Raw genomic sequence first — 11,834 nt, 5'->3', positions numbered from 1 at the left:
AGACATACCCGGACCATCCGGTCCGAATCCTTGAATTCCCCCGTATCCGTTGCTCATCACGCCGTCACCCCCCGCTCCTCCAGCGCCAGCTTCATCGACCGCAGGGCGTAGAACACCCGGGAACGGACCGTGCCGCTCGGTATGCCCAGCGTCTGGGCGGCCTCGTTGACCGTACGCCCCTTGAAGTACGTCTCGACGAGCACCTCCCGGTGGGCCGGGGTCAGGTCGTCGAGCGCGTCCGACAGCGTCATCAGCCACAGCGCCTTGTCGATCTCGTCCTCCGCGGGGATGACCTCCAGCGGCGACGGATCGACCTCCTGCGGCCGGGCCTGCCGGCTGCGGTGGCCGTCGATGACGATGCGGCGTGCGACCGTCACCAGCCAGGGGCGTACCGAACCGGTCGCCCGATTGAGCTGACCGGCGTTCTTCCAGGCACGGATGAGCGTCTCCTGCACGACGTCCTCGGCGCGTTGCCGGTCACCGGCCACCAGCCTCAGGACATACGCGAGCAGGGGTCCTGCGTGCTCTCGATACAGCGCACGCATCAGCTCCTCATCCGGCTCCGAGGGCTGTGAAGACATGCGATGTCGGGCCCTCGTTCCACGTTCATTGGCCACGGCCGCATCCTTGCGCACGCCCACCTCCGGTGTCCGGGGGTTCCCCCAGTCGGTCGCTCGCCCACCCGTACGGACAGGGGCGGCCCGGCGTTCAAACCGGAGTGACAGATTTCTCGGGAGTGACGTGACGAGAGGGACATGGGTGCGCATTCCCCCCGCGTGATCTTTACATTCCCGACACATCGCCGGGAGCGCCGCGCGTTACCCGTGTAGGGGCCAACCAAACTCCGTGTTACGGAAATCACGTCGCGGACAGGGCCTCTGAGCACCCTTCAGGCCCTCGGGAGCGCGGTCCGCCGCCGGTGCCGGGCCACCCGCTCCCGGTTCCCGCACACCTCGCTGGAGCACCAGCGCCGGCGCCGCCCGCGGGAGGTGTCGAGGTACACGAGGGGGCAGTCCTCCCCCTCGCACTCCCGCACGGCGGCTCGCGCCACCGGGTCGGTGAGCAGTTCCACGGCGTCCCGGGCGAGCAGGGCGAGCAGCGCGGCGCAGGTGGGCGGCGCGGCCAGCTCCCGTGCCAGGCCGCCGTCCGCCGTGCGCACGGCGTGCGGGGCCGGGGGCGCGGCCCGGGCGGCGTCGTTGACCCGCCCGAGCGCCCGCTCGTACGCCCGCTCGTACGCCGGGGAACCGGTGGGCGTGCCGCGCACCAGCACCCCGACGTCCCGCCGCAGTTCCCGGAACCGGGGCGGCCAGGAGGCGTCGGCGTGGGCGAGGCGGGTGCCGGCGGGCACGATCCCCGCTGCCGCGATCCACGCGCACAACGCCCCCGGCCCGTCCAGCCGTTCGGCCGGATGCGCGGTGGCGAGCAGGTCCAGGCACGCCCGCCCGGCGACGAACCGCGGCTCGTACGGGGGTGCGCCACGTGCCATTGCCAGTCACCGCCTGGGCAGGAACCGTGCGGAAGCGTGCGGGGGGGCCGTTCGTCCCTCCCCCACAGTGCCCGCCCGGGAGGTGCGCCGGAACCCCCCGTACCCACGCGTCCGCCACGCGCGCAGGCCCGCAGCCGCAGCCGCCGGCGTCGCCGTCGTCGCCGTCGCCGGAGGAGGACGCACCGCGGTGCGGTGCGGCGCCCCGGACGACTACGCGTCCGCGTACTTCGCGTCCGCCGCCGGGTCCAGCGCCAGCCGGTAGCCGCGCTTCACCACCGTCTGGATCAGCTTGGGCGCGCCGAGGGCCGTACGCAGGCGGGCCATCGCCGTCTCGACGGCGTGTTCGTCGCGGCCCGCGCCGGGCAGGGCCCGCAGCAGGTCGGCGCGGGCCACCACCCAGCCGGGGCGGCGGGACAGGGCCCGCAGGAGGGACATGCCGGCGGGCGGCACCGGCTTGAGCTCGCCGTCGACGAGGACGGCGTGGCCGCGGATCTCCACCCGGTGCCCGGCGACCGGCAACACGCGGGCACGGGCCGGGAGTTCCCGGCACAGCAGCTGCACCAGCGGGCCGAGGCGGAAGCGTTCGGGCTGGACCGTGTCCACGCCGCGGGCCTGGAGGGGCAGGGCGGTGACCGGGCCCACGCAGGCCGGGAGGACGTCGTGGGCCAGCGCCGACAGCAGCTCGTCCAGCAGGCCGCGGTCCTCCGCGCGGGAGAGGAGGGACGCCGCGGCGGGGGCGCTGGTGAAGGTGAGCGCGTCCACGCCGCGGGTGACGGCGGCGTCCAGGAGCCGGTCGAGGGGGCCGATGTCCTCGGGGGGCTCCCAGCGGTACACCGGGACCGGGACCACCTCCGCCCCGGCGGCGCGCAGCGACTCCACGAACCCGGGCAGGGGTTCGCCGTGGAGCTGCACGGCGACGCGCCGGCCCTCGACGCCCTCCGCCAGCAGGCGGTCGAGGACCTCCGCGAGGGATTCCGAGGAGGGGGACCACTCCTCGGTGAGGCCGGCCGCCCGGATGGCGCCCTTGACCTTCGGGCCGCGCGCCAGCAGCCGGGCGCCGCGCAGCCGGCCGAGGAGCTGCTCGCCCAGGCCCCAGCCGTCGGCGGCCTCCACCCAGCCGCGGAAGCCGATGGCGGTGGTGGCCACGACCGTGTCCGGCACCTGCTCGACGATCTGCCGGGTGGCGGCGAGGAGTTCGCCGTCGTCGGCGAGCGGCACGATCCGCAGGGCGGGGGCGTGCAGGACGGTGGCGCCGCGCCGCTGGAGCAGGACCCCCAGTTCCTCGGCCCGGCGCGCGGCGGTGACGCCCACGGTGAACCCGGCGAGGGGCCCGTGCTCGGATGGCTGCTCTTCGTCGTACATGGCTCTCCTAGCTGACCGGCACGCCGGTCGAGCCTGCCAACGGTGCGTGACAGGCTCGGTTCGGCTCGATGTCACCGGTGTTACGTCACACCTCCGCGTAACCGAGCCGGGCCTCCGCCTCCGAGGCGGCGGCCGCGGCCGGAACCCGCCCGGCGGGCCGGCGGAGGTACACGGCCCAGGTGACCGCGAAGCAGACACCGTAGTAGGCGAGGAAGGCGACGAACGCGCCGGTGCCGGAGCCGTAGGAGAGGAAGGACTGGCGGAAGGCGAGGTTGATGCCGACGCCGCCGAGCGCGCCGACCGCCCCGATCAGGCCCATGGACGCACCGGACAGCCGCCGTCCCTGGGCGACGGCCGCCTCGCCCGTCAGCCCCTGGGCCAGGGCCCGGGCCTGGAAGATGCCGGGGATCATCTTGAACGCCGACCCGTTGCCGAGACCGCTGAGCACGAACAGGACGACGAAGACGCACACGAACAGCGGCAGCGACTTCCGCATGCTGGCCGCGGCCAGGACGGCGGTGGCGGCGGCCATGGCGACGTAGTTCCACAGGGTGATGCGGGCGCCGCCGTAGCGGTCGGCGAGCCGGCCGCCGACGGGGCGGACCAGGGAGCCGAGCAGGGGGCCGATGAAGGTGAGGTACGCCGCCTGCAGCGGGGTCCGGCCGAACTGGTTCGTCAGCACCTGGCCGAAGGCGAAGCTGTAGCCGATGAAGGAGCCGAAGGTGCCGATGTAGAGGAGCGCCATGATCCAGGTGTGGGCCTGCCTGGCGGCGTCCCTGGCCGCGCCGGTGTCGTTCCTGACGGTGGCCAGGTTGTCCATGAACAGCGCGGCGCAGGCGGCGGCCACGACGATCAGCGGGATGTAGACGCCGAGCAGCAGGCGGGGGCCGCCGCCCGCGCCGATCACGGCGAGCGCGGCGAGCTGGATGACGGGCACGCCGATGTTGCCGCCGCCGGCGTTGAGACCGAGCGCCCAGCCCTTGCGGCGCAGCGGGAAGAAGGCGTTGATGTTGGTCATGGAGGAGGCGAAGTTGCCGCCGCCGACGCCGGCCAGCAGCCCCACCAGGAGGAAGGTGGAGAAGGAGGTGCCCGGCTCCATCACCAGGAACGCGGCGACGGCCGGGACGAGCAGCAGACCGGCCGAGACGACCGTCCAGTTCCGTCCGCCGAACACGGCGACGGCGAAGGTGTACGGCACCCGGACGACCGCGCCGACCAGCGTGACCACCGAGGTCAGCAGGAACTTGTCGGCGGGGGTGAGGCCGTACTCCGGGCCCATGAACAGCACCAGCACCGACCACATGGTCCAGACGGAGAACCCGATGTGTTCGCAGAGCACGGAGAACCACAGGTTCCGGCGGGCGATCCGCTCCCCGGTCGCCCGCCAGAACGCCTCGTCCTCCGGGTCCCAGCGCTCGATCCAGCGGCCACTGCGACGGGTTGGGGCTGGGGGTGTCATCGCGCCTCCACGGTGCTCCGGCTGCTCGGTCCGGCTGCCACTGACTGCGCCCGAAGGTAGGGAGGCCGGGTTTCCGCCCTGTGACTGCGGGTGACCGGAAGGGAACGTTGCTCTCACTCGGGAGCGGCGCGGCCGGTGAGGCGGCGGCGCGGACGGACGGCCGAGGCTCTGGAAACCCTCAAACGGGCTGCGGTGCGCGGCGCGCGGCCCCGACCATGATCCGCATGTGGACTTTCTGGCAACGCAACAGCAGGCACGACGCCGTGCTGGTCATCCGGGACTCGGACGTGGTCGCGGCGGCTCTGCGCCGGGCGCTGGCCGAGGCGTCGGCCGAGGAGCGCCCGGGGCTGGAACGCGCCGCCGCGCTCGTCGCCTCCACCGCCGCCGCCACGAGTAGCGCGCTCCGTGCCCGCTGGGTGCGCTCCCGGCTGGCCGACGCCGGCTTCACCGGGGACATCACCTCGGTCGCCGCGGTGCGGGAGCTGCGCCGGGCGGAGCCGACGCTGAGCCTGCTCGCGGCGGTCCAGTTGCAGAAGGAGGCGGCGGCCCACCCGGAGTGACCGCCCCCGGGCCGCCCGGCCGGGCTGCGGCCGGGCGCGACGGTGGGCGGGGGCGGGGGCGGGGCGGCGGGCCGCCGGGACGACGAAGGCCCCGTCGCACGAAGCGACGGGGCCTTCGCCCACATGGGGCGCCCTCGGCGGGGCGTGGTGGAGATGGCGGGAATCGAACCCGCGTCCAACGGTGCGGAATCAGGGCTTCTCCGTGTGCAGTCCGCTTCGCTTTTCTCGGCCCCGGAGATCACGCGGACAAGTCTCCGACGGGCTCAGTCACTGTGTGATTTCCCTCTTCACCCCGTGACCGGGATCGAGGTTTAGTTCCCTAGCTGATGCCAGGATCCGGGTCGGGAACAGCCCCGGGCTGACACTTCGCGAGTCGCTACTTAGGCAGCGAGGGCGAAGGAATCGCGCTTGGTGTTGGCGATTATTTTTTTCGGCCTGTGGTTTACGAGATCATGGCCGCTTCCTCGACACGCTTCCCCTGCTTCGACAGCCGCTGTCGAAACCGATCATCCCCATGTTGTGTTCTCAAGGTGCGCACCCGCTGTGAGGTGCAGGTGCCATCATACGGGAGCCACGCGGGCCCGTGCCAGCGTATTGCGGCTCAGCCCCGCTGCCGCCGGCGCGCCGCGGCCATCGCGCGGTCCGCCTCGCGCCGGTCCTGCTTCTCGCGCAGGGTCTGGCGCTTGTCGTACTCCTTCTTGCCCTTCGCCAGCGCGATCTCGATCTTGGCCCGGCCGTCCTTGAAGTACAGGGCGAGGGGCACGATGGTGTGTCCCGTCTCCTGGGACTTGGACTCCAGCTTGTCGATCTCCGCGCGGTGCAGCAGCAGCTTCCGCTTGCGCCGCGCGCTGTGGTTGGTCCAGGTGCCCTGGCTGTACTCGGGCACGTGCACGTTGTGCAGCCACGCCTCGTGGCCGTCGAGCTGCACGAAGCCGTCGACCAGCGAGGCACGCCCCTGACGCAGTGACTTCACCTCGGTGCCCATGAGGACCAGGCCGGCCTCGTAGGTGTCGAGGATGTGGTAGTCGTGCCGCGCCTTCTTGTTCTGCGCGATCAGCTTGCGCCCTTTTTCCTTAGCCATAGTGCCGACCATTTTCGCACCAGGCAGGGGGTGCCCGTACAGCCGTTTACCGCTGCCGGGAGGGGGCGCCCACACCGGTGAGGACCGTCTCGGCCCGCTGCAGGGCCTCGGGCCCCGCTTCCAGGTCGGGGGTGATGCCGCGGCCGTCGACCGCGTGCCCGGAGGGGGTGCGGTAGTGGCCGACGGTCAGCTCGGCCACCGAGCCGTCGGGCAGCTCGGTCGGCATCTGGACGGATCCCTTGCCGAAGGTGCGGGAGCCGATCACGACCGCGCGGCCCCGGTCCTGCAGGGCGCCGGCGAGGAGCTCGGCCGCGCTCATGGTGCCGCCGTCGACGAGGACGACCAGCGGCCGGGTGGTGTCGCCGCCCGGGTCGGCGTGCAGGACGCGCTGGGCGCCGTCGACGTCGTAGGTGGCGACCAGCCCGCCGTCCAGGAACGCGGAGGCGGTGTCGACCGCCTCGCCGACCAGGCCGCCGGAGTTGCCCCGCAGGTCGAGGACCGTCCTGCCGTCGCGGGGGGCGGTCCGCAGGGCCTTGCGGACCGTGCGGGCGGAACCCTCGGTGAACGCGGCGATCCTGAGGACGGTGACCCCGCCGCGCAGCCGCCGCACGGTGACGGAGTCGGTGGACAGCCGGGCCCGGTGCAGGGTCTCGGTCCACTCGCGCCCGCCGCGCCGCAGGCCGAGGGTGACCGTCGTACCGGCCGTGGCGCCCTCGGCGTCCCCGCGCAGCAGGGAGACCACCTCGGTCACCGGACGCCCGTCGACGGCGCTGCCGTCGACGCTGCGCAGCCGGTCCCCGGCGCGGATCCCGGCGTCGGCGGCGGGCGAGCCGGGCTGCACCCTCGTCACCGCGATCCGGCCGTCCGGGTCCCGCCGCGCCCACAGTCCGACGCCGGTGTAGCGCCCGGCGAGGGCCTCCCGGAACTCCTCGTACTCGCCCTCGGAGTAGATCGCGGCCCACCGGTCCCCGCTGCGGCTGACGGCCCGTTCGGCGGCCTCCGTCGGGGACTTGCCGGCGGCCAGCGCCTCGGCGGCGGCCCGCTCCACGGCCGAGTGCCGGGCGGCGGGGCCCACCGGGCCGGCGGCGGCCCGGCGCGGCGGCCCCTCGGGCTCCGGGAAGGAGCCGGTGGCGGCGCCGGTCATCAGCACGCCGGCGAAGACCAGGGTCAGGGCTGCCCCCCGCCGCATGCGGCGGGGGGGCTGACAGAACAGGTCACGGCCGGACATGGCGGTGAGTCTAGGACAACGCGAAGGGGCCGTACGGCCGGAAGTCCGTACGGCCCCCTTGGCATGCGTCACACCTTCAGGTACTTGCGCAACGCGAAGAACGCCGCAAGCGACGGCATCAGGACGCTGGTGGCGAGGATGAGCGGCAGCTTGGTCAACACCGCGTCCCAGCCGACGAAGTTGATGAGCGTCAGCTTGTCGGACAGGGCCATGCCGTGGTCGATGGTGAAGTACCGGCCGACCACGAGGAAGACACAGGCGAGGCTGCCGCCGATGAGACCCGCGACGGCGGCCTCGGCGATGAACGGCGCCTGGATGTAGAAGCCCGAGGCGCCGACCAGGCGCATGATGCCGGTCTCGCGCCGGCGGCTGAACGCCGACACCCGCACCGTGTTGACGATCAGCAGCAGCGCGACGAGCAGCATCAGCGCCATCACGCCGAGCGCGGCCCGGTTCATCAGGTTGAGCAACTGGAAGAGGTTGTCCAGGATGCCCTTCTGGTCCTGCACGGACTGCACGCCGTCCCGCCCGCTGAACGCGGTCGCGATCACCTGGTACTTCTGCGGGTCCTTGAGCTTGATCCGGTACGACTCCTGCATCTGGTCCGGCGTCAGCGAACCGGCCAGCGGGGAGTTGCCGAACTGCTCCTTGTAGTGCTTGTAGGCCTCGTCCTGCGACTCGTGGGTGACCTTCTCGACGACCGCGAGCTTCTGCAGGTCCGCGCGGATCTGCTTCTTCTGGTCCTCGGTGACCGCGCCCTTGGCGCAGTGCACGTCGTTCTCCGCGTCGTGCTTGTTGCAGAGGAAGATCGAGACGTTGACCTTGTCGTACCAGTAGCCCTTCATGGTGCTGACCTGGTCGTTCATCAGCAGCGAGCCGCCGAACAGGGCCAGGGACAGGGCGACGGAGACGATGACGGCGAAGGTCATCGTCAGATTGCGGCGGAGACCGACACCGATCTCCGACAGGACGAACTGGGCGCGCATGGCGGGTTCTTCAGGCCTTTCGGGAACTGGGTGCGGTCAGTGCTGGTAGCCGTAGACGCCGCGGGCCTGGTCGCGGACGAGGCGGCCCTTCTCCAGCTCGATGACGCGCTTGCGCATCTGGTCCACGATGTTCTGGTCGTGCGTCGCCATGATGACGGTGGTGCCCGTGCGGTTGATGCGGTCGAGCAGCTTCATGATGCCGACGGAGGTCTGCGGGTCGAGGTTGCCGGTGGGCTCGTCGGCGATGAGCAGCTTGGGCCGGTTGACGAACGCGCGCGCGATGGCGACGCGCTGCTGCTCGCCGCCGGACAGCTCGCCGGGCATCCGGTCCTCCTTGCCGCCGAGCCCGACGAGGTCGAGCACCTGCGGCACGGACTTGCGGATCTCGCCGCGGGACTTGCCGATGACCTCCTGCGCGAAGGCCACGTTCTCCGCGACCGTCTTGTTCGGCAGCAGCCGGAAGTCCTGGAACACCGTGCCCAGCTGGCGGCGCATCTGCGGCACCTTCCAGTTGGACAGGCGCGCGAGGTCCTTGCCCAGCACGTGCACCTGGCCGTGGCTGCACCGCTCCTCGCGCAGGATGAGCCGCAGGAAGGTGGACTTTCCGGAGCCGGAAGACCCCACGAGGAAGACGAACTCGCCCTTCTCCACCTCCAGGGAGACATCCCTGAGCGCGGGGCGGGTCTGCTTGGGGTAGACCTTGGAGACGTTGTCGAATCGGATCACGGATGCACCACGGGTCGCCGGGGGTAGATGAGCGTGACCATACGCGAACCGGGTGTGCAAGTGCAGTCGCGGGTTGAGGTTGGGCAAGACTTGTGCGTTTTTGTACCGCTCCCTGCCGGCGGCGCCTTCCGGGAGGGCGCGCGCACGCCCCGCGGGAACCTGGCACAGTGGAGGGGAACGGAAGGGGAACGTTCGCGTTCCCGTGTGCGTTGTACGTGTGATGGCCGGTGCAAGGAGGGCGAGCGCATGACGTACGACCGGTTGGTGTGCGCGAACTGCGCGGCGCCCGTGAGCGAGGGCCGGTGCCCGGTGTGCCGTGCCAACCGCGAGCGACTGCAGCAGGAGGGCTTCTTCGGGGGCCTGAACGGGCTGAGCCCGATGGCGCTGATCGCGCTGCTGGCGGTGCTGATCGCCGCGGTGGCGCTGCTGGCGCACCAGACCGCGTGACCGGGTGAGGAAGCCCGCCCGAGCAGCATAAGGGCCCGGAGCGCCGAGCTCCGGGCCCTTTCTCGTCTGCCGCGCGTGCGCTGCGTGACCGTGACGCTACGGTCAGGCGGTGGCGCCGCCCCGGCCGCTCACCAGGCGCGGCAGGACACGGAAGCCGATACCGCCGGCGATCATCGTCGCGGCGCCGACGAGCAGGAACGCGGTCTGGCCCGCGCCGGTCTCGGCGAGCTGCTTGTCACCGCCCTGCACCGTGGTGTCGGAGCCGGTGTCCGTCAGCGCCGAGGCGCCCTCGGCCTGGGGCAGGTTGTCGTTGCCGCCCTCGGGGGTGGTGTTGTTGCCGCCGGTGGTGCCGCCGCCGTCGACGGAACCGCCGGTGGTGGATCCGCCGGTGGTGCTGTCATCGCCGCCGTTGCCGCCGGTGGTGCTGTCACCGCCGCCGTTGCCGTTGCCGCCGCCACCGGTGGTGCCGTTGCCGCCGCCGTTGCCGCCCGTGGTGCCGTTGCCACCACCGTTGCCGTTGCCACCACCGTTGCCGTTGCCGCCGCCGTTGCCGTTGCCGCCGCCGTTGGTGGTGCCCTGGGTCGTCCCCTGGGTGGTGCCCTGGGTCGTCCCCTGAGTCGTGCCCTGGGTCGTGCCCTGAGTGGTGCCCTGAGTGGTGCCCTGGGTGGTGCCCTGGGTCGTCCCCTGAGTGGTGCCCTGGGTCGTCCCCTGAGTGGTGCCCTGGGTCGTCCCCTGAGTCGTGCCCTGAGTGGTGCCCTGGGTCGTGCCCTGAGTGGTGCCCTGGGTCGTGCCCTGGGTGTTGCCCTCGGTCACGCCGACAGTGGCACCCTGATCGGCGCCCTCCGTCGTGGTGCCCGTGGTGCCCTGGGTCGTCCCCTCGGTCGAGCCCGGGGCGTTGCCGCTGTCCGTGCTCACACCGATACCGATCGGGCCCGCCTGGACCTTCAGGTCGAGGGCGGAAGCAGCGCCGGCGGCCGTCAGCGAAGCACCGGCCGCGATCACGGCGCCGGCGGCTATCCGCGCGACCCGGACCCGCGTCTTCTTCGTCATGTGGTTGCTACCCCCAGTAGCTGATCGTCATTGAGGCGGCGTGTGGGGCAGGCCGTGATCGACGGAGGCAGCCGGTGACGAAGTCCGCGTCATCTCATCCCCCCGGTTCACATGCGCCCCGCGAGTACGCATGCCGCCGCCTCACCCTTCCGAGTTTTCAAAGCAACGTCAAGGGCGTTGCGGGGGCAATGTCCGACAGGGCGACCTTTGCGGGGAGATGGAAGCTGTGAGTGTGACGTAAAACCTAGACAAAAGACAACTGCCGCCTCACGGGCGGCAGTTGGCATGTCGACAAAGTCACTTCCGGAGTTACTTCTCCTGCTGCTTGCGCCAGCGAATACCGGCCTCCAGGAACCCGTCGATCTCGCCGTTGAACACGGCCTCGGGGTTGCCCACCTCGTACTCGGTGCGCAGGTCCTTGACCATCTGGTACGGGTGCAGCACGTACGAACGCATCTGGTTGCCCCAGGAGTTGCCGCCGTCGCCCTTGAGGGCGTCCATCTTGGCCTGCTCCTCCTGCCGCCGCCGCTCCAGCAGCTTGGCCTGGAGGACGTTCATCGCGGTGGCCTTGTTCTGGATCTGCGACCGCTCGTTCTGGCAGGAGACCACGATGCCGGTGGGGAGGTGCGTGATGCGGACCGCGGAGTCGGTCGTGTTGACGCCCTGGCCGCCGGGGCCGGAGGAGCGGTAGACGTCGATCCGCAGGTCGGACTCGTCGATCTCGACGTGGTCGGACTGCTCGACCACGGGCAGCACCTCGACGCCCGCGAACGAGGTCTGGCGGCGCCCCTGGTTGTCGAAGGGGGAGATGCGCACGAGGCGGTGCGTGCCCTGCTCGACGGAGAGCGTGCCGTAGGCGTAGGGCGCCTGCACGGCGAAGGTGGTCGACTTGATGCCGGCCTCTTCGGCGTACGACGTCTCGATGAGTTCGGTCTTGTAACCGCGCTGCTCGGCCCAGCGCAGGTACATGCGCTGGAGCTTCTCGGCGAAGTCGGCGGCGTCGACGCCACCGGCCTCGGCGCGGATGTTGACCAGCGCCTCGCGGGAGTCGTACTCGCCGGACAGGAGGGTGCGGACCTCCATCTCGTCCAGCGCCTTCTTCACCGCGGCCAGCTCGAACTCGGCCTCGGCGCGGGTGTCCGGGTCGTTCTCCTCCTCGGCCATCTCGAAGAGGACCGCGAGGTCGTCGATCCGGCCGCGCAGCGCCTCGGCCTTCCTGACCTCGGCCTGGAGGTGGGACAGCTTGCTGGTGATCTTCTGCGCCTCGTCCGGGTTGTCCCACAGGGACGGGGCCGCCGCCTGCTCCTCGAGCACGGCGATATCTGCCCTCATCTTGTCGAGGTCCAGGACGGCCTCGATCGACTCCATGGTCGAGGAGAGGGACTTCAGCTCTTCGGATACATCGACGACTGCCACGCCTAAAGCGTAACGGCTCCGCCGGGCGGCTGG

General features: G+C 71.5%; 12 protein-coding genes and 1 other RNA gene. 2 read left to right on the top strand and 11 right to left on the bottom strand.

Features of this window, described 5'->3' with window-relative positions; genetic code table 11:
• Positions 1-56 precede the first annotated feature (56 nt).
• From ABZ261_RS27645 to ABZ261_RS27630, 4 genes are all read right to left on the bottom strand, one after another.
• Positions 57-641 carry a sigma-70 family RNA polymerase sigma factor gene (locus ABZ261_RS27645; RefSeq protein ID WP_078492847.1) on the bottom strand — a complete coding sequence of 195 codons (585 nt, stop codon included), beginning with the start codon at positions 639-641 and terminating at the stop codon, positions 57-59.
• Between the two features lie 248 nt (positions 642-889).
• On the bottom strand, positions 890-1,486 hold the full coding sequence (locus ABZ261_RS27640; RefSeq protein ID WP_356863756.1) for an ABATE domain-containing protein: 597 nt from the start codon (positions 1,484-1,486) through the stop codon (positions 890-892).
• Positions 1,487-1,696: 210 nt separating this feature from the next.
• Positions 1,697-2,848, bottom strand: coding sequence for a uroporphyrinogen-III synthase (locus tag ABZ261_RS27635; RefSeq protein WP_356863754.1), 1,152 nt, complete (start codon positions 2,846-2,848; stop codon positions 1,697-1,699).
• Positions 2,849-2,933: 85 nt separating this feature from the next.
• On the bottom strand, positions 2,934-4,307 hold the full coding sequence (locus ABZ261_RS27630) for a nitrate/nitrite transporter (RefSeq protein ID WP_356863752.1): 1,374 nt from the start codon (positions 4,305-4,307) through the stop codon (positions 2,934-2,936).
• A 224-nt stretch (positions 4,308-4,531) separates the two neighbouring features.
• On the opposite strand from ABZ261_RS27630, the gene ABZ261_RS27625 reads away from it, so the two are divergent.
• The gene (locus tag ABZ261_RS27625) at positions 4,532-4,867 is read left to right on the top strand and encodes a hypothetical protein (RefSeq protein WP_356863751.1); all 336 of its coding nucleotides are present in this window, start codon (positions 4,532-4,534) and stop codon (positions 4,865-4,867) included.
• A 145-nt stretch (positions 4,868-5,012) separates the two neighbouring features.
• Here the strand turns inward: ABZ261_RS27625 and ssrA are convergent.
• From ssrA to ftsE, 5 genes are all read right to left on the bottom strand, one after another.
• Positions 5,013-5,381, bottom strand: a transfer-messenger RNA (tmRNA) gene (gene ssrA / locus ABZ261_RS27620).
• 87 nt (positions 5,382-5,468) lie between these two features.
• Positions 5,469-5,948 carry an SsrA-binding protein SmpB gene (gene smpB, locus ABZ261_RS27615; protein ID WP_356863749.1) on the bottom strand — a complete coding sequence of 160 codons (480 nt, stop codon included), beginning with the start codon at positions 5,946-5,948 and terminating at the stop codon, positions 5,469-5,471.
• A 46-nt stretch (positions 5,949-5,994) separates the two neighbouring features.
• Complete coding sequence (locus ABZ261_RS27610) at positions 5,995-7,176, bottom strand: S41 family peptidase (protein WP_356863747.1); 1,182 nt, start codon at positions 7,174-7,176, stop codon at positions 5,995-5,997.
• A 68-nt stretch (positions 7,177-7,244) separates the two neighbouring features.
• A complete protein-coding gene (gene ftsX, locus ABZ261_RS27605) occupies positions 7,245-8,162 on the bottom strand; it encodes a permease-like cell division protein FtsX (RefSeq protein ID WP_356863745.1) in 918 nt (305 codons plus the stop codon).
• A gap of 36 nt (positions 8,163-8,198) precedes the next feature.
• Complete coding sequence (ftsE, locus tag ABZ261_RS27600) at positions 8,199-8,888, bottom strand: cell division ATP-binding protein FtsE (protein WP_055707746.1); 690 nt, start codon at positions 8,886-8,888, stop codon at positions 8,199-8,201.
• 246 nt (positions 8,889-9,134) lie between these two features.
• Between ftsE and ABZ261_RS27595 the strand changes: the two genes are divergently transcribed.
• Complete coding sequence (locus ABZ261_RS27595) at positions 9,135-9,335, top strand: hypothetical protein (protein ID WP_356863743.1); 201 nt, start codon at positions 9,135-9,137, stop codon at positions 9,333-9,335.
• A 102-nt stretch (positions 9,336-9,437) separates the two neighbouring features.
• Here ABZ261_RS27595 and ABZ261_RS27590 read toward each other — a convergent pair whose 3' ends face one another.
• Positions 9,438-10,385, bottom strand: coding sequence for a hypothetical protein (locus tag ABZ261_RS27590; protein ID WP_356863741.1), 948 nt, complete (start codon positions 10,383-10,385; stop codon positions 9,438-9,440).
• 309 nt (positions 10,386-10,694) lie between these two features.
• Positions 10,695-11,801 (bottom strand): peptide chain release factor 2, encoded by a 1,107-nt coding sequence (prfB, locus tag ABZ261_RS27585; RefSeq protein WP_356863739.1) that lies wholly within the window; start codon positions 11,799-11,801, stop codon positions 10,695-10,697.
• Positions 11,802-11,834 lie beyond the last annotated feature (33 nt).

The sequence above is a fragment of the Streptomyces sp. NPDC006193 genome, assembly GCF_040613915.1.
Lineage (GTDB): Bacteria > Actinomycetota > Actinomycetes > Streptomycetales > Streptomycetaceae > Streptomyces.
Note: the sequence above shows the minus strand (reverse complement) of the source record. Positions and strands in the feature narration are given on the sequence as shown.

Bases quoted from the DNA above. Each gene is read 5' to 3' on its own strand.
- ABZ261_RS27640 (WP_356863756.1), bottom strand. From the start codon at position 1,486: ATGGCACGTGGCGCACCCCCGTACGAGCCGCGGTTCGTCGCCGGGCGG.
- ABZ261_RS27635 (WP_356863754.1), bottom strand. From the start codon at position 2,848: ATGTACGACGAAGAGCAGCCATCCGAGCACGGGCCCCTCGCCGGGTTC.
- ABZ261_RS27630 (WP_356863752.1), bottom strand. From the start codon at position 4,307: ATGACACCCCCAGCCCCAACCCGTCGCAGTGGCCGCTGGATCGAGCGC.
- ABZ261_RS27625 (WP_356863751.1), top strand. From the start codon at position 4,532: ATGTGGACTTTCTGGCAACGCAACAGCAGGCACGACGCCGTGCTGGTC.
- smpB (WP_356863749.1), bottom strand. From the start codon at position 5,948: ATGGCTAAGGAAAAAGGGCGCAAGCTGATCGCGCAGAACAAGAAGGCG.
- ABZ261_RS27610 (WP_356863747.1), bottom strand. From the start codon at position 7,176: ATGTCCGGCCGTGACCTGTTCTGTCAGCCCCCCCGCCGCATGCGGCGG.
- ftsX (WP_356863745.1), bottom strand. From the start codon at position 8,162: ATGCGCGCCCAGTTCGTCCTGTCGGAGATCGGTGTCGGTCTCCGCCGC.
- ABZ261_RS27595 (WP_356863743.1), top strand. From the start codon at position 9,135: ATGACGTACGACCGGTTGGTGTGCGCGAACTGCGCGGCGCCCGTGAGC.
- ABZ261_RS27590 (WP_356863741.1), bottom strand. From the start codon at position 10,385: ATGACGAAGAAGACGCGGGTCCGGGTCGCGCGGATAGCCGCCGGCGCC.